The organism is Paenibacillus sophorae, from assembly GCF_018966525.1.
Lineage (GTDB): Bacteria > Bacillota > Bacilli > Paenibacillales > Paenibacillaceae > Paenibacillus_AQ > Paenibacillus_AQ sophorae.
In genome coordinates, this window is sequence record NZ_CP076607.1 from 4,730,417 (window position 1) to 4,750,486 (window position 20,070).

General features: G+C 48.0%; 17 protein-coding genes and 1 pseudogene. All 18 read right to left on the reverse strand.

The features are described from left to right. Positions 1–325 precede the first annotated feature (325 nt). Positions 326–454, reverse strand: a pseudogene (locus KP014_RS22945) (sporulation initiation factor Spo0A C-terminal domain-containing protein); the annotation flags it as partial. Between the two features lie 433 nt (positions 455–887). Next, positions 888–1,619, reverse strand: a complete 732-nt coding sequence (locus tag KP014_RS22950; protein ID WP_036601219.1) for a hypothetical protein — start codon at positions 1,617–1,619, stop codon at positions 888–890. 80 nt (positions 1,620–1,699) lie between these two features. Next, complete coding sequence (locus tag KP014_RS22955; RefSeq protein WP_036601222.1) at positions 1,700–2,413, reverse strand: RusA family crossover junction endodeoxyribonuclease; 714 nt, start codon at positions 2,411–2,413, stop codon at positions 1,700–1,702. 354 nt (positions 2,414–2,767) lie between these two features. Further along, complete coding sequence (locus KP014_RS22960) at positions 2,768–3,487, reverse strand: hypothetical protein (RefSeq protein ID WP_036601224.1); 720 nt, start codon at positions 3,485–3,487, stop codon at positions 2,768–2,770. 1,025 nt (positions 3,488–4,512) lie between these two features. Beyond that, positions 4,513–5,388 carry a helix-turn-helix domain-containing protein gene (locus KP014_RS22965; RefSeq protein WP_036601227.1) on the reverse strand — a complete coding sequence of 292 codons (876 nt, stop codon included), beginning with the start codon at positions 5,386–5,388 and terminating at the stop codon, positions 4,513–4,515. A gap of 479 nt (positions 5,389–5,867) precedes the next feature. Next, positions 5,868–6,236 (reverse strand): hypothetical protein, encoded by a 369-nt coding sequence (locus KP014_RS22970; RefSeq protein WP_216700410.1) that lies wholly within the window; start codon positions 6,234–6,236, stop codon positions 5,868–5,870. Positions 6,237–6,952: 716 nt separating this feature from the next. After that, positions 6,953–7,927 (reverse strand): tyrosine-type recombinase/integrase, encoded by a 975-nt coding sequence (locus KP014_RS22975; protein ID WP_036601236.1) that lies wholly within the window; start codon positions 7,925–7,927, stop codon positions 6,953–6,955. A gap of 183 nt (positions 7,928–8,110) precedes the next feature. Then, on the reverse strand, positions 8,111–8,932 hold the full coding sequence (spo0A, locus tag KP014_RS22980; protein WP_036601238.1) for a sporulation transcription factor Spo0A: 822 nt from the start codon (positions 8,930–8,932) through the stop codon (positions 8,111–8,113). 198 nt (positions 8,933–9,130) lie between these two features. Further along, complete coding sequence (spoIVB, locus tag KP014_RS22985) at positions 9,131–10,243, reverse strand: SpoIVB peptidase (RefSeq protein ID WP_090834150.1); 1,113 nt, start codon at positions 10,241–10,243, stop codon at positions 9,131–9,133. 122 nt (positions 10,244–10,365) lie between these two features. Beyond that, the gene (gene recN, locus KP014_RS22990; protein ID WP_036601241.1) at positions 10,366–12,108 is read right to left on the reverse strand and encodes a DNA repair protein RecN; all 1,743 of its coding nucleotides are present in this window, start codon (positions 12,106–12,108) and stop codon (positions 10,366–10,368) included. 490 nt (positions 12,109–12,598) lie between these two features. Then, positions 12,599–13,045, reverse strand: a complete 447-nt coding sequence (gene ahrC, locus KP014_RS22995; RefSeq protein ID WP_036601243.1) for a transcriptional regulator AhrC/ArgR — start codon at positions 13,043–13,045, stop codon at positions 12,599–12,601. A gap of 28 nt (positions 13,046–13,073) precedes the next feature. After that, positions 13,074–13,547: a hypothetical protein gene (locus KP014_RS23000; RefSeq protein ID WP_036601245.1), complete on the reverse strand. Its 474-nt coding sequence runs from the start codon at positions 13,545–13,547 to the stop codon at positions 13,074–13,076. Positions 13,548–13,612: 65 nt separating this feature from the next. After that, complete coding sequence (locus tag KP014_RS23005) at positions 13,613–14,548, reverse strand: TlyA family RNA methyltransferase (protein WP_090834148.1); 936 nt, start codon at positions 14,546–14,548, stop codon at positions 13,613–13,615. Between the two features lie 37 nt (positions 14,549–14,585). Next, positions 14,586–16,490: a 1-deoxy-D-xylulose-5-phosphate synthase gene (gene dxs, locus KP014_RS23010; protein ID WP_090834147.1), complete on the reverse strand. Its 1,905-nt coding sequence runs from the start codon at positions 16,488–16,490 to the stop codon at positions 14,586–14,588. Between the two features lie 89 nt (positions 16,491–16,579). After that, a complete protein-coding gene (locus tag KP014_RS23015) occupies positions 16,580–17,545 on the reverse strand; it encodes a polyprenyl synthetase family protein (RefSeq protein ID WP_090834146.1) in 966 nt (321 codons plus the stop codon). Further along, complete coding sequence (xseB, locus tag KP014_RS23020) at positions 17,532–17,792, reverse strand: exodeoxyribonuclease VII small subunit (RefSeq protein ID WP_036593475.1); 261 nt, start codon at positions 17,790–17,792, stop codon at positions 17,532–17,534. The genes KP014_RS23015 and xseB overlap by 14 nt, the downstream gene beginning before the upstream one ends. Further along, positions 17,761–19,146, reverse strand: coding sequence for an exodeoxyribonuclease VII large subunit (gene xseA / locus KP014_RS23025; RefSeq protein ID WP_090834145.1), 1,386 nt, complete (start codon positions 19,144–19,146; stop codon positions 17,761–17,763). Before xseA ends, xseB begins: the two co-directional genes overlap by 32 nt. A 10-nt stretch (positions 19,147–19,156) precedes the next feature. Beyond that, positions 19,157–20,014, reverse strand: a complete 858-nt coding sequence (folD, locus tag KP014_RS23030) for a bifunctional methylenetetrahydrofolate dehydrogenase/methenyltetrahydrofolate cyclohydrolase FolD (protein ID WP_036599418.1) — start codon at positions 20,012–20,014, stop codon at positions 19,157–19,159. Between the last annotated feature and the right edge of the window lie 56 nt (positions 20,015–20,070).

Consider the following 20,070-nt stretch of genomic DNA (forward strand, 5'->3'; position numbering starts at 1 on the left):
TGTAATATCGACAACTAACTGATGGAATTATATACGTTTGGATTATTTTAATTGGCATGATCAGATTAGCATCTTCATTTATTTATATTTCCATTAATGCTTCCGTACATTCAGACAACTGTGTTGATGACAGACAAAGTCTATTTACAAAATGAGCAGAATTGAAAAACTCTTAATATCTGATAACAAAAAATACCGCTATTTATTGGATTTATGTCAAACCCAATAAATAGTGGTATTCATTTTCGTATGATACATAGAAGCTTTAACGGCTTAAAATCGCTAATTTCGAATATTCACATTCAGCTCACTGATCCTTACCCTTTCACGACACCTTATGCTCAATCCGCAGCTTGTCTGCCACCATCGCGATGAATTCGCTATTAGTGGGCTTGGATTTGGAGATATTGATCGTGTAGCCGAACAGGTGGCTGATGCTGTCGATGTTACCGCGCCCTTGTCTATCAAGGGTTTGCGCAAGGTGAGATAAGTATAAGTAGGGATTGTTATCTAAGCAAAACTTAACGAGACACCGATTATTTATCGGGTTTCACTTTAAATATTTACAGGCATAAATGCCTAAGAGAAAGATATCCTTTCTAGGAATAATTGTCAACCGTATTAGTCTGATTTTTTTCTCTTTTTTCCCCGCCCCGAGAAACAGCGGGGAGTAAAGGGGTAGGGGGATATTCAACGCCAGCACAACAGACCAAGCCATTTTGCACTTACGCAGGTTCACATATATAATATATCGATTTTCCTTAAAAACAGCAAAAAGAGAAATTTCTTATAATTTGTAGTTGATTTATTCCTTCTGACGCTCTTAGATTACCGAAATAAAGTATCTAAGTTAAGAGTTCGTGATGATTTGATCATTTCAAACTACTCTAACGAAAAATATTTGGTAATACTTCATTTTTCTCCAGCATCTCGAATATATTGTTATATATAGGAATTGTGGTGGCTATAGACATTAAAAATAAGCTTACAAACCAGTAATTTTCCTCATTTATTTCACCGGGTTTATGGTAAATTACCTCCCGTGTTTCCGGAAAAACATCGCTGCCCATAAATAATCCAAAACAGTTTGGATGACAAAATTCTGACAAGTTATCATAAGCTACTCTAAACATCTTTTCTTTGCTTCCACTTATCTTTTTGTAGTAGTCATCAATTGAATCAATTAAATCCATTACACCAATAGGATCAGGCATATCAGAATGATCTTTAACTTTCCCACCAAGTGATAACCTGTATAACGACCTATCAAGATCTTCATAAGAAATGTTACCAGCGTAAAAACTTTTAAGGCGTTTGTGCAAATAAGTGAGTGTTCCAGTAATTTCAATATGAGAACGAACTCCTAAAATCGCCATTAACACATTTCTATTATTCAGAGATAATACTACTCCTTCAATTATTACCTGAGATCGGTATAAAGTTCTTTGTATATAAAGTAATCCATTCTCCCCTAATAACCTCTCGGGTTTTTCTAACTTGGATTGTGTTTTTATAATAAAGTGTTTTTTATGTTCCTTAATTGCCTCTTCAATTCTTTTTAAATCGTCAATTCTTCCGTTGCTACTAAAATATTTTGTTATATGTTTTTTAAATATCATTTTACTCCCTACTCTCAAATACAGTACTTATACCCGATCAAATGATACACAATCCAAAGGATGAATGGCATTAGAAAAATTCATAATCTTTTCCATTGCTCTTTTAGTACAAGTTCAAATCCCCCGTCGATTACTCGATTCTTATGAAATCCCGGCAAGATTGGACTAATGCCTTGGCTTAGGAAAAATGCTCTACTCAACTCAAATCCTTTTTGTCTTAATTCATGTCTGAACTTATGACTATTCTTTGTCATTTTCTCAATCGCTTCAAGTATAGGTTTTAAGCTCTGTTTAGTATCATTTATACCTTCAGTAGTCCAAGTTTTTGAAGATATCGGGTAAAAAAGATTGTTTGGCATCTCATAGAGTTTTAATGGCTTCATAACAAATTCGTCAGGAGCACCAAGTATATTAATTTCAAAATAGGGATCTTCAGTAGTATCAATCCATGAAATATTTAGGGATTGAATTTGAGAGTCGTCAATTAGTAATCCTTCAGATCCTTTAATAGAATCACATATTAATTTCGCATAGTTATCTAAATCAGCTAGTTCTGGTGTTTCAAATCGTTTTTGTTCACTTAAATAGAGTATTACTTCAACCTTTACTTCACCAAATAACAAATAATTCACATCCAATTCGGAAGCAATTCTAGCCTTAAAAGCCTGTCTAGCTGGACTGCCGTATGGAACAGGTGCAAAATTAAAGGTTTTATGATATTTACCAAATAGAGGGTTATTTCCAGCCTTATATCCTGAATTTTCAATCTCAAAAATCTGCCCTTCTTCGTACACAAAAACCACCTCTGATTTATCTGTAATAACTAATAAGGATGTCTATAGAATCCAATAGAAGCTATATACTTATTTGATCTTGGTCTTTCTCGACTATCCCCTTTAATGTTCTCGTCTGAATTATAATTATGAACATTTATTTTTTATATCAAAAATATCATTCTGCTAATTACAAATTTTTTAGGCTTGAAGCATCTTAAAATATACAATCACATTTTTATAAATATACAATTATCCGAAAGAAAATTTTGTGTGTTACTTTATTTTATCAATTCATAAAGCATTGATTATCCGAACGATAATCCTTATGTATTGCCGCCGTTTGGCGGCTTAACGCGTTCAGTGATAATAAACTTAAGCTTTAAGCTTCAAGTGTGCAAATGCTTCTTTTGCCTTAGCTTTACTGAGCTTCTCAGGGCCTTGCTGTGCCGCCGACAATTGAAGGTGTGCAAAAGGTCTATCATTATTATCCTTAGCCACAGACAGAAACACAGCTGCCTTATCTGCCGGATTCGCAACAACTCCTACACCGCCGAAAATGACCTCATTGAACACACGATATACCTTTTGGCCCATATATTCGCGCCCTACATAAGGTATCAACCCTAAGCTTTCAGCTTGATGTTGAGTGTATAAAGTATTACCTACCTTGTAACTTGCATCTTTATAATAACACTCCATTGACACCTTTAAGCTTCCAGTTGAAAACTTATCCTTTATCTTTTTTGCTTGCTCCGGGTATACATATTTCCATATTGCGCCTTCAGCCTCAATATATCCTTTCCCGCTGGTATCCTCCTTATATACGCTATCAAGGATAGTACCAATAATCGGCTGACCATGCTCCCAGTTAATAGGCTTCGTCTTAGGCGTTTTCTGCGCCGCATACAAGACATCTTTTGTAAAGAAGTCGCCGTTTGCGTTGTCTCCTTCATGACACAGAATAAAACGAGTATACATTAGGTCCGGGTAAAACTGATGTGTATCTGTATTGGTAATATTCTTATCAATGTTAGCAAGGGTAATACTTATCTTTTTGTAGCCCATTAACGGACTTGTTTGATTAGGGTTCATTTTTGACCTCTTTCGTGTACAAGTGCTTATTGAATTAAAGAAATGATTATACGCTGTAAACAGCGTATTGCGTAAGCAATATTAATTGTATTAACTGGTGTTCGTTGCTCCCGGATAGTATATTCAACATTAAGTTGAAAGCTGAAATTTTAATATATCATATTAAACATTAGGGTGAACGCTGATAGTTGAACATATCATATTAATAGCTTGACACATAAGCCTTACTACGCCGCCCGTACCCATACGTGGGCAAAAATGGGTACTACATTTGTGATACAACCCCATAGTGGTCTCTGTACATGACGATACGGCATATGCGGGGGATTAGCGTATAATTGCGCTCATCTATTTTCCCAATGGACTCGGGAAAATTTCCGAGTGCCATTAAGGTTATATATGTTAAGACCATGCGGAGTCAGTGAATATATATAAAGAAAAATGACAACATCCGCTAAGGGTCATTTTTCGACAACTATAATAAGATCATATACTCACCTAAGTGAGTAATAAGAATGTTTTATCCTTTTGCTTGGCAAAAGGACTGCGGAGGCAGTCTATATATAAATAATAAACAAGTATTATATAGCCGATTACATCGGCTCTTGCCCGAAGGCAAGATAATAAATCTTTGTTATTCGTCGCTGGAAGGCTCCTCATTTATCAAGCTAATTTCACCTGACCCCGAATATATTTAGACTCCCCCTAGGGGTCGTCCCTCCTCGTTATCACGTTGTTATGTGTAGTATAGAGGAGGGATAGACATATATATTAGAGTTATCCTAGGGACAGATACTAGATCACCCTAGCGGGTAATCAATAACTTATATTTGCTCACTATGATATCCATTGACCCCGTAAATAGAGTTGTTTGCATATTACCACTTTAATTAATATTTTAAACTATTATATAATAATCCAAATTGCCCCAAAAGTGGCCTGAGCCTTAGAGCCACAAGGGTTTGAGGCACTTTTTATCGGTGCAGAATATGGCCAATATCGGTGCAGAATATGGCCAATAGAGATTATTCCGCCTTATCCAAGACCGCTCTATATACCCTAAAGTCCTCCCGCAATACCTTAGCGTACGCAGACGAGACGCTTTTCTCGCGTGTCATGACATCAGGATGAATCTTATATGTTGAGGCATTGTCATGTTTAAGCGGCAAGAGAAAGCCTGCCTTAACAAGGTTCCCTAAACGGCGATTAAGCGTCCTACGGTTAATGTTAATTAACTGGGCTAGTTCCGTTTCGTTCAGAGGAGCTACCGCCTCTTCGTCCTCCCATGGATTAGAGCACAAATAATACTTTTCGTGGTGGAAGTGTGGAATTATCCTCATTAAAACGTCTGCATCCTCTAGTGTGATTTCTTTTAACTTAGCGCGAGTATAAACCTGATAAATACGCGAGTACAAGCCTAAGCCCTCCTTTCCTGTATCGAACGTTCCCATAACTGCAATTTTTGGACTGATACTATAGGTAGTATTCCTGCTGTTAGTGCCGCCTTTGATAATGGCTCCCATTTGCACTAGACGGTCAAGAATATCAATTGTAGTGCGTTTGCTTTTGCCCAACATTTCAGCTATATCGTTAACTGAAGCTGGTTTGCCTTTTCTGATAAGCAATTCATCTTTGTTAAGCTGCATGTATTGCAGTAGAAAAAATAAAGCGCCTAGGTCGTTGCCTTTAGCATCCGTGGACAGTTCCTTGACTCGCTTATCAAAGCAATTGACAAAGTTTTTGCCGCGAGTCTGTCTAATCCTCTCGTTATCATTGTGATCCCGAAGGCCCTGTAACTGCCTTTGTCTTGCTTCGTTATCGATTATTGAATGTGTATCATTTGTTACATCTAGTTTGACCTCGGATGTTTCTGCGTCGAGGACAATAATCCTATCTGCCAATTACATTGCTCCTAACTTACCTGTTTGTTTTGTCTAATCCATCCGTTAACCGCTTCCATGTCGAATCGCAGTAAGCGATACCCTAGTCGATAACACGGCAGTCCATCATTTAGCCAATAATTAAGAGTCCGGCGGCAGATATTATATTTTTCACACACTCGTTTAGCCGTAACTAGATTGTCCATATCTAACCTCCTTTCACAAAAATATGCAACATACCATCTTAAAAAAATCCCCCTATACGAGGGGTATATCAGATGGTATATACTATAGTATATCATGGAAGTCAAGGATTATAGCTTTATTGTCCTTGCTGCTGTCTGTAGAGGCCATCGAATATTCGTGCTAGCTGTATATTTTCCGCACGATCATCCTCTAGCAGCGATGTTATGATCGCGTTAACAGGTAGACCGTTGTAGTAGGACAGGAACCGCAGATACTGGTAATCGTAGTCGCTGATTGTTGTACTAAGTTGCTGTTTAGTGTTCATGACCCCGCTCCTTAACATAGTTTTCCGCTGTGTTACATATTGCTAGCGCTTCTTGCGGCTGCTTTATCTCTGCGCCCAGAGAGATAATTAGCTCCTTTATCGCGCTGAGCTTAAACAGCCTAATGCGCGTATTGTCCGGCATAATGGCGACGCCGTAAGCAGCCCTTAGCGGCATATGCCACTTAATTGCTTGATTAATTAGTTTCTCGCTTACGTCCATAACAGCGGGAAGGCAAGCAAAGTCAATATAATAATCAAATCTGCCTGTTATCTGCCGCCGCTCCCGGGCTAGATGTACGGTAAGACCGTCAGGTGTTCTAACTGTGTCCTTAATATGATATTCGTTCAATTTGGTCACCTTTTTTATTAAAATTTTAAAAAGCCTAGGGCGGTTCTCCTGCCGCCCCGGGCTTGATAAGGAAGGACCTCAAGAAGGATGAAGGAATGAGGATATAATAGAGACTTCGCCATCCCGCAAAAAAAATGCTATATGTATATAAGCGTAGATATGTAGCTAAACCATAAGCCGCCAATAGTGCCTAGCTTTAAACAGCTTCTATAAGTCCCAAGGCAAAGAAAAAAACCGTCTCGGTGTACAAGACGGTTTAATTGGCTATAGCGACTCTATACGCCTCATAGAGGCTCTGTATAGGTATTAGTATATTATTAGGCGTGGATTAGGACTAGGAAATAGGATTATCAAGGTAAAACTTACGTTGTCCTCCCAATGATAGTAGTCATCGCAAATGCTGCTGTATTGTGCTATTGTCAGTTCGTTATCTAGTAGCATGTTTTCCACTACGTTGAATATTTCATTTTTATATCCTTCAATTTGAACAACCATCTTAATTACCCCCTTGAAATTTGATGATACATAAGCGATTTATATAATTGCAGTCGCATAATCCGGCTGGCTGGCGGCTGTTTATCTATGCGTCGTAACAAGTAGTCATAACGCTGCTGGCTGTATTTGTTTAATTTTTTGGTGCAAAAATTTAGGCGGCGGATTATAGTTTTATACGAATATCTATTTTTTTGGGCGGCGACAGAAGGAAGAGGCTTAGTCTCCATGACCTATACCTCCAAATGTGCAAGCGGACTATGTTTCTGATATTTCCGCCCAATCTCTTCATCTGTGAAGTCAAGATAAGCCTTCTGCGTAACCTCAACGGAGGAATGACCCAAAATCCGGCACAGGCTGAACCAGTCGCCATTGTTCAGAATGTAATACTTGGCGAAGTTGTTCCGAAGCTGGTGGGGATGAATTGAAATGCTTACCTTCCTCCCTGCTTCTCTTAATGCGTGTTCAAAATTTCTGATTTCGAGTTGTGTCCCTCTGGTAGTAGGGAACAGAAACGGACTATCGGAGTAGCGGTCTTTATACCTCATCCAGCTTTTAATCTCGTTGGCGGACTTAAATGAGAAGTAAACATACCGCTCCTGCCCGTTCTTCGGATTCTTAATAAGAATGCTTTTATGTTTGAAGTCAAAGTTCTCCGGCTGAAGACTGAGACATTCTCCAATTCGCATACCTGTGTCCAGTAAAAGCCGCGTAATCACATAGTTACGGTAGCCGTGGAATGCGGCGGTATCAAACTGCCCCAATACCTTCTTGATTTCCTCTGTAGTTAAGGTTTTCTTTACCTTACGTTCTACCTTTGGGTTCTCGATACTTTCTACTGGATTTTTCGATATCTCACGTTCCACTTCGTACAGGTAATTAAAGAACACCTTGATATTCCGTACATAGTTGGCAATCGTGGTCATCGAGATATCTTTTTTGTAGTCGGTTCGCTGTTCCGGGTAGTTTTTCTCTTTGGACTCTGGTTTATTAACAACCGTATACTTACCCCGTTCCCGCAAATACTTGATGTACTGCCGGATATGCCCTGATTGTACCTTCTTCACTTCCTCAATCTGATACGTCTCCCGCAAATACATGCCAAGTAGCTTTAAGGTCTGTTCATAACTTGCTAATGTTTTTCGTGAAAGATTCTTTGAAGAACAATAAAGCATAAAATTGTCTAATTGGAAATCAAAATCAGTCATAAAAAATACCGCCTTTCTATTGGGTGTAGTGGCCCCCAATAGATAAGCGGTATTAGTTGAGTTAATGCTCAGAACTTTATCGGTATGCGGGCGGCTGTTTCGGATATTTATAGCCATCCCTGCATTTGACATTGACAGATGCCAAAGCCCGAAATCCCTTATCCCTCACTGATCCTTACCCTTTCACGACACCTTATGCTCAATCCGCAGCTTGTCTGCCACCATCGCGATGAATTCGCTATTAGTGGGCTTGGATTTGGAGATATTGATCGTGTAGCCGAACAAGTGGCTTATCGAGTCGATGTTGCCGCGCGTCCAGGCAACCTCGATGGCGTGGCGGATGGCACGTTCTACGCGGGACGGCGTTGTCTTGAATTTTTCGGCGATGGCTGGATAGAGCGTCTTCGTGATGGCGCCGAGAATTTCAATGTTGTTGTATACCATCGTAATGGCCTCACGCAAATACTGATATCCCTTAATATGCGCAGGAACACCGATTTCATGTATGATCGAAGTGATATTAGCATCCAGATTTTTACCTTTGGACAGCGGTACGACATTGGATTTGACCGACGAGAAGATCGGAAAACCTGAAGCAGAACTGGCCGTGACGTTGCTGCTCTGGGTTCCCACAAGCTGCCGCACGCGATTCGCGAGCACTTCCATATCAAACGGTTTCAAGATATAATACGACGCTCCGAGCTGTACCGCTCTTTGTGTAATGTTCTCTTGGCCGAAGGCCGTCAGCATAATGATCTTAGGCTGGGGGTTCAGATCCAGCTCCCGCAGGCGTTCGAGAACACCTAGTCCATCAAGATGCGGCATAATGATATCAAGGATGAGAACGTCGGGAATCTTGCGAGCTTGGCTCAATAATTGAACCACTTCTTCGCCATTGTACGCAATTCCAGTCACGGTCATATCTTCCTGCTCGGAAATATACTCAGCAAGCAAATTGGTGAATTCCCGGTTATCATCAGCCAATAACACTTCAATATTTTGCACTGGTTGTTTCCTCCTTATGAATATCTGCTTTTTCAAACAGCGTTTTATCTTCTCTGCTTAATGATTTCGACATGTGGAATGAATTTCCTTCTGTCGAAAATTATTTTTCTTTATTTTTTTTTAGCCATGATTTATAATTAATAATTTTATTACACCATTCGATTATCTTCATGAACGTTCGACAAAAAAATCTTAAGGCTAAACCGCCTTAAGATTTGGATGAAAACTATGCTGCTGTGCGGCCCCCGAATCTTTGAGCATCCATTCGATGAAACAACCGTAGCCGGATCTAGGATCATTAACGAAGACATGCGTCACTGCACCGACCAGCTTGCCTTGCTGAAGAATAGGGCTGCCGCTCATGCCCTGCACTATGCCTCCAGTCTTATCAATCAGTCTGGAATCGGTGATCCGCAGGACCATTCCTTTAGTTGCCGGCTCCTGTTGACGGGATACATGGATAATTTCAACGTTGAACCGCTCGACCCGCTGGCCTTCGACTACGGTAAGAATTTGAGCCGCACCTTCCTTGACCTCGCTGCTCATAGCCACAGGAATGGGTTCACGGTATAAACTGTGATCTGGATTACGCCCCATTTTACCGAAAATCCCGAAATCCGTGTTGCTCTCAACGTTGCCGAGCACTTGGCCTTCCTTCATGAAAACCGCACGTTTCTCTCCGGGATCGCCATCTTGGCTTTTAGAGATGGAGGTTACGTTCGATTCGACGATATGACCGCTCCCGACAACAATCGGAGTACCGGTATTCATATCCGTAATAACATGTCCCAGCGCTCCATAAACGCCTTCGCGGGGTGCATAAAAAGTTAGTGTTCCAACGCCCGCGGCAGAATCCCTGATATACAGTCCAAGCCGCCATACCTTGTCATTTCGATCGTACGCCGGTTTGAGTCTGGCCGTTCGTTCCTTACCTTCACGAATATAACGGATGTTGAGTTCGCTGCCGGTATCTCCTGCCCGCTTTACCAGATCCGACACCCTGCTTATCTCGTTCAGCTTGACGCCATCAATGGATACCATAAGATCGCCCGGCAGAAGTCCGCTCGTCTCGCCCGGTGATATTTTAGTTTGCCCCGTCACGTCGACAAGATGATGTCCCACAACCAGCACGCCTGCCGACTTCACCTTAACGCCGATTGTCTGTCCACCGGGATACACCCTGATATCCTGCTCCGCTCCATTCTGGGCCGCTGCGTGCCCATGAATCATTTCGGCATTCGAGGCATAGCCGGAACCTGGAACGGTCAATCCTGAAACACTAAGAAAGAAGGCAAATAAAAGACCTGGCATTAACTTCCTGAGGTTGGGCTTCAAAGGCTGTCACGCTCCCTTTTGCTTCTTTCGCTTGACGAAAAAAGTGGTCGCCAATTGCGTACCTATAAGATAACCCTGCCCCCAGGCTTTTATTACTGTCAATACTTAACCGCTTGGGTTTCCTCAGCTTTGCTGGCCTCCGCCAGATTAAGCATTTCCTGCGCATGATGCAGCGTTTTTTCGGTAATCTCCACACCGCCCAGCATTCTGGCCAGCTCCTTAACCCGTCCTTCTTCGGACAGGGCCTCCACCTCGGTCATTGTACGGCCGTCCTGCACCTTTTTGCGGATAAGGTACTGATGGTCCGCCATGCAGGCCACCTGCGGCAAGTGAGTAATGGAGAAGACCTGGCATGTTGAGGACAGCCGGTACAGCTTATCGGCGATGGATTGAGCCGCACGTCCGCTAACCCCCGTGTCCACTTCGTCGAATATCAGAACAGGGATATCCTCATGCCTTGCGAAGATGCTCTTCATTGCCAGCATGATGCGCGACAGCTCGCCTCCCGAAGCGATTTTGCTCAACGGACGCAGCGGCTCGCCTGGATTGGGAGAAATCATGAACTCGGCGCTGTCGATACCCTGCCGGGTTAACCGGATGCGGCTTCCTTCGTATTCCACTCCCCGTGGATCATCAAGCACATCTATCTTAACTTCAAGGGAAGTCCGTTCCATTTGAAGGTCCTTCAGCTCGCCTTCGACCTGTGACGCCAAATCCGCCGCACACTGACGCCGGGCTTCGCTAAGCTGCATCGCTGCCTCCATCAGCTCACCAAGCAGGGCATTCCGTTTAACCGTAAGTTTGTCCAAATGTTCGTCCTTGTTCTCAAGCAAATCGGTTTCACGGGAAATCTGCTCGTAATACCCTAGAATTTGCTCCACGCTGTCGCCGTATTTACGCCGCAGGCCGGAGATGAGATCAAGCCGGTTCTCCACTTCTTCCAGCCTTGCCGGGTTGAACTCAATGTCTTCGCGGTAGTCGCGCAGCTGAAAAGAGGCGTCCTCAAGCTGATAAAAAGACGACTGAAGCTGTTCCAGAACAGGCTTCAGCGCTTTTTCGTCATAACGGACAACTTCTTCCAAGGTGGAAATGACGTTGCTGATCGCTTCAAGCCCCTGGCGGCCATTGAGGAGCTCGTAAGCGCCGGAGATGGAATCCATCATTTTCTCGCTATAGGATAGTTTGACCCTTTCCTCGGAAAGTAATTCATCTTCTCCCGGCTTTAAGGCAGCAGAAGAGATCTCCTCCAGTTGAAACCGGTACAGATCAAGCATCTGATAGCTTTTTTGGCTCGAATCCTGCAGCTCGCGCAGTTCTTTCTCCACCTGGGCAAACTTTGAATATCTCTCCTGATATTCCGCCTTCAGCGGTCCGATTACAGATTCTCCGTAAGTATCCAGCAGCCCCAAATGCCGCTCCGGTCTCAGCAGATTCTGGTGCTCGTGCTGGCCGTGGATATTGACAAGCTGCTCGCCGATTTCGCGCAGCATCGTCAGATTCACCATTTGGCCGTTAACACGGGAAGTGCTCTTTCCCTGGGAGTTCAGCTCCCGGCGTATAATTAAATGCTCCTCTTTCTGCGCCCTGATTCCGAGCTTCTCCAGCGTGTTCCAGACCGAATGCCCGCTAGGCAGGCTAAAAAGGGCTTCCATCTCCGCCTTCTCGCAGCCGTAGCGAATGGATTCCGCCGAGCCCCTGGCCCCGGCAATCAATCCGAGCGCATCGATTATGATTGACTTGCCTGCGCCTGTCTCGCCGGTAAGCACATGAAAGCCCGGATAAAAGTAGACATCTACCGACTCGACAACCGCCAGGTTGCGAATGGATAATGTTTCAAGCACAAATATTGCACCTCCGACGCATAAATGCCATGCCTTTTGAGCTCTCCCCTCAACAGATGCTTAGGGAAAGGAAGCTCTTGGGTGGATCATTCTACTAGAAAAGACGTTACCTAAGCTAATCCCGTCTTTCCGACAATTCATTAAAATTTACACCGTCAGCATTATATTGCCTTCGGCCAGGATGTTCAGGTGTGTTCAAGTCTCTGTCAATGCCTGTCCAGTAAACGGGCCATGCTCAAAGTATGACCGAACATAGGTTCGGAGTCAAGGGGTTTCCAGTAAAAAAGTTACTGTTAGGCGGAGGGAAGGAAAATAATGCGTTGCATGTGAAGTGCAGCCGAAGAGGGGCGCAAGAATGGCTACTGTATAGATCGAACAAGATGCTTGAAGATGGCGGACAATGAAGAGGGCAAAGACCCTCCCTTGTCCGAAGTCGATTCATCCCATGCATATAGAGGAAAAGGGGTTCTGTTCTATTGCTGATAATTAGTTAAATGTAACCCATAATTTGCGATACTACTTTTTTACTGTCCTCCGCCTCCCGGCAGATAATCAGGATCGTATCATCACCGGAGATTGTCCCCATGATTTGAGGCCATTCGATACTGTCGATCAGCGCGGCGACGGAGTTGGCCGTTCCAGGCAGACATTTCATGACAACAAGATTGCCCGAATAGTCGATGTGCACAAAGTTGTCCACGAGCACCCGTCTCAGCTTCTGCGTCGGATTGTAGCGCTGATCAGTTGGCAGCGAATATTTATATCTCCCGTCATCCATCGGAACCTTAATCAGAAGCAGTTCCTTGATATCCCGGGATACGGTCGCCTGGGTAACCTGGAAACCCGCGCTTCGAAGCGCTTCAACCAGTTCATCCTGTGTTTCAATATCCCTATGGGTAATGATTTCACGTATCTTGATATGTCTTTGACCTTTCATTAATAGCCTCCCGTATATTTAAAAAGTGCTAATCATTCTCTCCATCATCCCTGCCAAATGTGATCACGTTGACCGTGGCGGCCGGAGCATTCACATAGAGCAGACCCCCAACCCCCGGATAAATCAGGAGATACGGAAGCAGTATATCCCGCACTCCGCTTCCGGTCCACTCCACCGGACGACGCGGACGGGCAAGCACGACGAGATACTGTGTGCCATCCTCAGCCGCAGCGATGTAATCGACAAACAGCCGGCTGTACAGCGGAGCGCCGTCAATGTTAAAGGACAGCGGAATTTTCAGCTTGCCGCCGACAACCTCGTAGCCTGCATCTTCCAGCAAACTTACAGCCGGGTGGGGGTTAATCTCTTCATTCAGCGGAATATGATCCTGCAAAAAGGAACGCGGCGAGCTCTGGAGCCATACATAAATGCGGTAGACGACCCATACCGCCAGCCCAACGCCGATCAGCGCCATAACCGCCTTGTCCGGGCTACCCGTCATCCGAATCACCTCGGTGATTTATTCGAGCAGATAGGGCAAAATCCCTCCTAATAGCCAAAAGAAACTCATCTTCTCGATGAGTTTCCATGAGTGGAAGCCTGACCGCCGAACGTGCCTGCGGCTTCCGCCACCACGTCTTTCGCGATTGCGGCAAAATCGCCGTAAGACTCGGAGGAAGCCTGATCGGGAGACGCTTCCCCCCGGTCAGCGGCTTCGCCGCTATTGTGTACGCCTTCCTGTTCAAGACGCCAGTGAGCCAGAAATTCGATGTTGCCCTCACCGCCCGTGATCGGCGAGAAAGTCAGGCCCTTGAGATTAAAGCCAAGGTCACGCGCCATTGTCAGCACATTTTCCAGCACTTCCCGATGAACCGCCGGATCGCGTACAACCCCGGATTTGCCAACCTTTTCCCGTCCGGCCTCGAATTGGGGCTTAATCAGCGCCACAATGTCGGCTGGGCGGTCCAGCAGCGCCATGAGCGGAGGAAGAATGATCTTTAGGGAGATGAAAGAAACATCGATACTGGCGAAATCCGGAACGGGGCCTTTGAGATCGGGCGGCGTCATATACCGAAAATTCGTCCGCTCCATGACGTATACCCGTTCATCTTCCCTCAGCGACCAGTCCAACTGGTTATAGCCTACATCGATTGCATAAACATAGCTTGCTCCGTTCTGAAGAGCACAATCGGTGAATCCTCCGGTGGAAGCGCCGATATCCAGCATGGTTCGGCCCTCTACGTCGATACCAAAAAGGCGCAGCGCCTTTTCAAGCTTGAGCCCTCCCCGGCTGACGTAAGGGTGTACGGCGCCTTTCACCTTAAGGACAGCACTTCGCGGCACCTTCATGCCGGCCTTCTCGATACGTTCTTCATTGGCTAGAACCAAACCAGCCATAATGGCCGCTTTGGCCTTTTCTCGGCTTTCATAGAAGCCCTGCTCGACGAGCAGAACGTCAATTCTTTCCTTCGGGCTCCGTTCTTTTTCTTTACCGTGCTCCATAATCATCTCCAACTTCTATTCTCGCGTCTTGATAAACTTAAGAAGATGTAGTCGTCTTGCCGTAAGGGTAAGAGCTTGCCGCCCTCATCGATTTGATCCGTCCGCACAGCTCTTCAACAGTAAGTCCCGTCAACTGGCGCTGCTCCTTAATGGAGCCGTGCTCGACAAATATATCCGGCACACCCATCAGCCCCACGTTGACACTCAGCCCATGCTCAGAATAATACTCGAGTACAGCGCTGCCCAGGCTCCCCGCCTGGCTCGCTTCTTCGAGCACGACCATCTTCGTTCCGGCCCGGGCAAGACCCTGCAGCATAGAGCCGTCCAAAGGCTTCAGGAACCGGGCATTGACAATGCTAACCTGGATTCCTTCACGTTTGAGCTGGTCCGCCGCCTCTTCGGCCAACTGCACCATCGGGCCGCACGCGAGAACGGCAATGTCATCACCCGGACGAAGCCGCTCCCACGAGCCGATCGGCAGGCAGCGAAGCTCTTGATCAAGCGCTACTCCGGTACCGTTCACACGGGGATAACGGTATGCAATCGGACCCTCGTTATATTCCAGCGCCGTCTTCATCATATGGCGCAGCTCGTTCTCATCCTTGGGCATCATCAGCACGATATTCGGGATATGCCGCATAAAAGCGATATCGTATACCCCCTGATGCGTCTCCCCGTCTGCTCCGACAAATCCAGCCCTGTCGATGGCGAACATCACATTGGCGTTATGGCGGCAGATGTCGTGTACGATCTGGTCGTAAGCGCGCTGCATGAAGGTGGAATAGACCGCAAATACCGGCTTCATTCCCTCCATCGCCAGCGCGGCGCACAGCGTCGCCGCATGCTGCTCCGCGATACCCACATCAATCATCCGGCCTGGAAATTCCTTCGAGAACGGAAACAGGCCGGAGCCTCCCGGCATCGCCGGAGTTACGGCGATCAGCCGCTCGTCCTGGCGCCCAAGCTCAATCAGGGTCTCGCCGAATACTTCCGTATACATCGGGTTCCCGACAGCCTTCAGCACCTGGCCGGATTCGATCTTATACGGCGTGATGCCGTGCCATTTATAGGAATCGGCTTCCGCCGGCTTATAGCCTTTGCCCTTCGTGGTGAGCACGTGCACCAGCACGGGACCCGCCACATTGTCGGCCTGATGGAACGTATCAATCATGGTCGCAAGATCATGTCCATCCACAGGTCCAAGATATGTAAAGCCCAGTTCCTCGAACAGAACGCCGGGGACCATCATATATTTGAGGCGGTCTTTCATCCGTTCCGCAGTCTTCGCCAGCCGGCCGCCGATCGCCGGAATCTTCCTTAGTAGCCCTTCCACTTCGTCTTTGGCACGCAAATAATGACGGTCAGAGCGAATCCGGCTTAAATAGTTATGCATAGCTCCGACATTGGGTGCGATGGACATTTCATTATCGTTAAGAATAACCATCAGCTTGCGGCGCTCATGTCCGATATGATTCAGCGCCTCGAACGCCATGCCGCCGGTGAGAGCCCCGTCGCCGATCACCGCGACAACCTTGTTGTCCTCTCCCTTGAAATCGCGGGCCATCGCCATGCCCATCGCTGCAGAGAGGGAGGTGCTGCTATGACCAGCTTCCCATACGTCATGTTCGCTTTCGGCACGCTTGACAAAGCCGCATAGACCGTTCTGCTTGCGCAGCGAATCGAACCGGTCCTTGCGGCCAGTCAATATTTTGTGGACATACGCCTGATGTCCGACATCAAAAATAAATTTGTCCCGTGGACTGTTGTAGCAGTAATGCAGGGCCAGCGTGAGTTCCACTACTCCCAGATTAGAGGCGAGATGTCCGCCGGTCGCAGACAGCTTCTCAATCAAAAACCCGCGGATTTCCTCCGCCAGAGTGTTCAATTGTTCGATCGATAGCGATTTCAGTTGCTTAGGATCATTCAGTTGTGGAAGCAGCACGTGATCTCCCCGCTTTCCTGATGTTGTAAAGTATAGCCCTCATTATAACATAAACGAAACGGCTATCGAAATCAGCCGTTTCCGTGAGCTTAGTGATCTCTGGACATTAAGTAATCAGCGATTTCGAGCAGCCGCGCCCCATCCGCAAATCCGCCTGCCCGTACGGCGGACTTGGCTTCTTCCGTCAACCGCTTCACTTCCCGGCGCGAGGCTTCCAGCCCGATGAAATAGGGGTAGGTTACCTTCTGCTGCCTGACGTCGCTGCCCGTCTTCTTGCCAAGCTTGCTTTCGTCGCCCACGAGGTCAAGGATGTCGTCCTGAACCTGAAAAGCAAGCCCGATGCTGACGCCGAATCGGCGCAAGGCCTCAAGCTGCTCCTCCGAAGCTCCACCTATCCGCCCTCCTGCGAGCAGCGAGAAGACGATCAGATCGCCAGTCTTATGTAGATGAATGTAGCGCAGGCTCTCGAGATCGGTCAGTCCCTGCTCGCCTTCCATGTCAGCCGCCTGCCCGCCGACCATACCGCGCGGACCGGCCATTTCCGCCAGGTCCTCAACAATGGACAAAACGTTCTCAGCAGGCACCCCATGCCGACGGGAGGCCTGTACGACGCTGTAAAAAGCATGCGCCAGCAGTGCGTCTCCCGCTAATATGGCTGCCGCTTCGCCGTACACTTTATGATTCGTCAGCCTTCCCCGCCGGTAATCGTCATCGTCCATTGCGGGCAGATCATCATGAATCAATGAATACGTATGCACCATTTCAATCGCTGCGGCTACTGGAAGCGCCGCTTCCCGGTTTCCTCCGATTGCTTCGCACGCTGCGATAACGAGCAGAGGGCGGAGGCGCTTGCCTCCGGCGAGAAGCGAATAGCTCATCGCCTCCGCCAGCTTGGAAGGAACCTCCCAATGCGGTGGGAAAATACACGCGAACTCACCCGTGACAAGATCACCCACACCGGCGATATATTCATTTAAAGATTCGCGGTTTCCAGAATCCGGACCCTGAGCTTCAGCCGGTTCATTTTCGGGGAGACCGTTATTATAAGGAGTCATCGCCGTCCCCTTCCAGCGTGGAGCCAAACGGCTTCTTGCGCAGTTCTCCGTCTTCTTCCACAATCATTTCGATTTTGCGCTCCACCTGCTCAAGCTTGGCTCCGCACAGCTGCGAGAGCTTCATCCCCTGCTGAAACAGATCGATCGCTTTCTCCAGCGGAACGTCGCCCTGCTCCAGTTCACGCACGATCAGCTCCAGCTGGTCCATTGCCTCCTCAAACCCCAGTTCCGCTTCTTCCTTCGCCATGATCCTTCGCATCCTCCTTCATTCCCCATACCTGGCAATCCAGCTGGCCATCGGCCAGCTTGACGACCACCAGGTCGCCGAGCTGGACCTCGTTCAGCGATTTGATCAAATGCCTTTCCGTCTCGTCATAGACAAGACTGTACCCACGCGCCATGACCTTCAGCGGGCTGAGCGCGTCCAGCGCCTTAAGCTCCGCCGCAAAGCGGGAGCGCTTGTCCGCAAGACGCGCTCTCATGGCGGCGGCCAGCTCGCGCCTTGCCGCGTCGCTCCGGCGCCGCGCGGCGGTTACACCTTCGCGCGGGCTGTACCGCTCCAGGCGGTGATGCAGCACCGCCTGCCGCTCACGCGCCCGCGCCTGCCGCGCCTCGGCGGCGCGGCTCAGCCGCATGCGCAGCATGTCCAGCCGCTGCGCATGCTGGAGCAGGTGCCGGCGCGGGCTGGCCAGCACCGGCGAGCGCTGCAGCGCTGCGAGCCGCTCGCGCCCGCGCTGCGCGCGGCGCTGCAGCCCCTGGCGCAGCAGGCGCTGCTGCTGGCGGAGCTGCGCAGCCAGCTCCGCGGCATGCGGCACGGCCAGCTCCGCGGCGGCCGTGGGCGTCGCGGCGCGAAGGTCGGCCGCGAAATCGGCGATCGTAAAGTCGGTCTCATGGCCAACGGCCGAGATAACCGGAATATCCGACGCCGCAATGGCCCTCGCCACCGCTTCTTCGTTGAACGCCCACAGCTCCTCCAGCGAGCCGCCGCCCCGGCCGACGATGAGCACATCGGCTTCGCCCATGGCGTTCAGATCGCGGATGGCCTTCACGATGGAAGGGGCAGCCCCCTTGCCCTGCACAAGCACGGGATAGAGCACAATGGCCACCTGCGGAAACCGTCTGCGCAGCGTAATCAGAATATCCCGAACCGCCGCGCCCGTCGGCGACGTGACGACGCCGATGCAGTGCGGATAACGGGGGAGCGGACGCTTCAGCTCCGCCGCGAACAGTCCTTCCTGCTCCAGCTTTTTCTTCAGCTGCTCATAGGCCAGGTACAGGCTGCCGATGCCGTCGGGCTGCATGTGCGTGGCGTAGAACTGGTACTGCCCGTCCCTTTCGTAAACCGTCACATTGCCCCTGGCGATGACCCGCGAACCTTCCTTCGGCACAAAAGGCAGCCGTTGGTTATGGGAAGCGAACATAATCGCCTTGATGCGGCTGCTCTCATCCTTTAGCGTAAAATACATATGGCCGCTGCCGTGATGCGTAAAATTGGAAATCTCCCCCCGAATCCACACATCGGAGAGCACTTGGTCCGAATCCAGCTTCATGCGGATATAACGGTTGAGATCTTTAATGGAATATACCTTCCGCTCCGCCATGATACCTGTCCTATTCCAGTCCGCGGCGGCGTTTCGCCGCAGTCAGCGTGTTAACCATCAGCATCGTAATGGTCATCGGCCCAACGCCACCGGGTACCGGTGTGATGTAGCCGGCTACTTCCTTGGCGCTGTCGTAGTCAACGTCTCCGGCCAGTTTGCCGTTATCAAGCCGGTTCATACCCACGTCGATGACAACCGCTCCCGGCTTCACATAGGAAGCATCGATAAAGTTAGCGCGGCCGATCGCCACGACCAGCACATCGGCCATCCGGCACAGCTCGGCCATATTGCTTGTGCGGGAATGGCACATGGTGACCGTCGCGTTCTCCCGCTGCAGCAGCAGAGATACCGGCTTACCGACAATATTGCTGCGGCCGATAACGACGGCATGCTTGCCAGAAAGATCGATGCCGGTGCGCTTGATCAGTTCGATTACGCCGGCAGGCGTGCAGGGCAGCAGGCTGTCATCGCCGATGACCAGATTGCCCACATTAACCGGATGGAAGCCGTCGACATCCTTCTCTACGGAAATGGCGTCGATAACAGCTTTTTCATTGATATGCTTCGGCAGCGGAAGCTGCACCAGAATACCGTCGATCTCGTCCGCATGGTTCAGTTCTTCAACCAACGAGAGCAAATCTTCCTGGGAAGTCGAAGCGGGCAGCCGGTGTACTACCGAATCGAAGCCAAGGCTGATACAGGTTTTTTCCTTGCTGTTCACATATACCTGCGAACCTGGGTCCTCTCCTACAAGCACCACAGCCAGACCAGGCTTGACTCCGCGCTCCGCAAGCGCCTCGACCTCTCGGGCAATATCCACACGAATCTCTTCGGAAACCAGTTTACCGCTGATGATTGCTGCTGTCATGACACTTATCTCCCCTTTAGTGATCTTTGATCGTTGTTTGGCTGTCTATTCGTGAA

What these genes read in the sequence shown, in the direction of transcription:
- KP014_RS22950 (WP_036601219.1), bottom strand. Translation starts at nt 1,619, where the DNA reads ATGATATTTAAAAAACATATAACAAAATATTTTAGTAGCAACGGAAGA.
- KP014_RS22960 (WP_036601224.1), bottom strand. Translation starts at nt 3,487, where the DNA reads ATGAACCCTAATCAAACAAGTCCGTTAATGGGCTACAAAAAGATAAGT.
- KP014_RS22975 (WP_036601236.1), bottom strand. Translation starts at nt 7,927, where the DNA reads ATGACTGATTTTGATTTCCAATTAGACAATTTTATGCTTTATTGTTCT.
- spoIVB (WP_090834150.1), bottom strand. Translation starts at nt 10,243, where the DNA reads ATGCCAGGTCTTTTATTTGCCTTCTTTCTTAGTGTTTCAGGATTGACC.
- ahrC (WP_036601243.1), bottom strand. Translation starts at nt 13,045, where the DNA reads ATGAAAGGTCAAAGACATATCAAGATACGTGAAATCATTACCCATAGG.
- KP014_RS23000 (WP_036601245.1), bottom strand. Translation starts at nt 13,547, where the DNA reads ATGACGGGTAGCCCGGACAAGGCGGTTATGGCGCTGATCGGCGTTGGG.
- KP014_RS23005 (WP_090834148.1), bottom strand. Translation starts at nt 14,548, where the DNA reads ATGGAGCACGGTAAAGAAAAAGAACGGAGCCCGAAGGAAAGAATTGAC.
- KP014_RS23015 (WP_090834146.1), bottom strand. Translation starts at nt 17,545, where the DNA reads ATGACTCCTTATAATAACGGTCTCCCCGAAAATGAACCGGCTGAAGCT.
- xseB (WP_036593475.1), bottom strand. Translation starts at nt 17,792, where the DNA reads ATGGCGAAGGAAGAAGCGGAACTGGGGTTTGAGGAGGCAATGGACCAG.
- xseA (WP_090834145.1), bottom strand. Translation starts at nt 19,146, where the DNA reads ATGGCGGAGCGGAAGGTATATTCCATTAAAGATCTCAACCGTTATATC.
- folD (WP_036599418.1), bottom strand. Translation starts at nt 20,014, where the DNA reads ATGACAGCAGCAATCATCAGCGGTAAACTGGTTTCCGAAGAGATTCGT.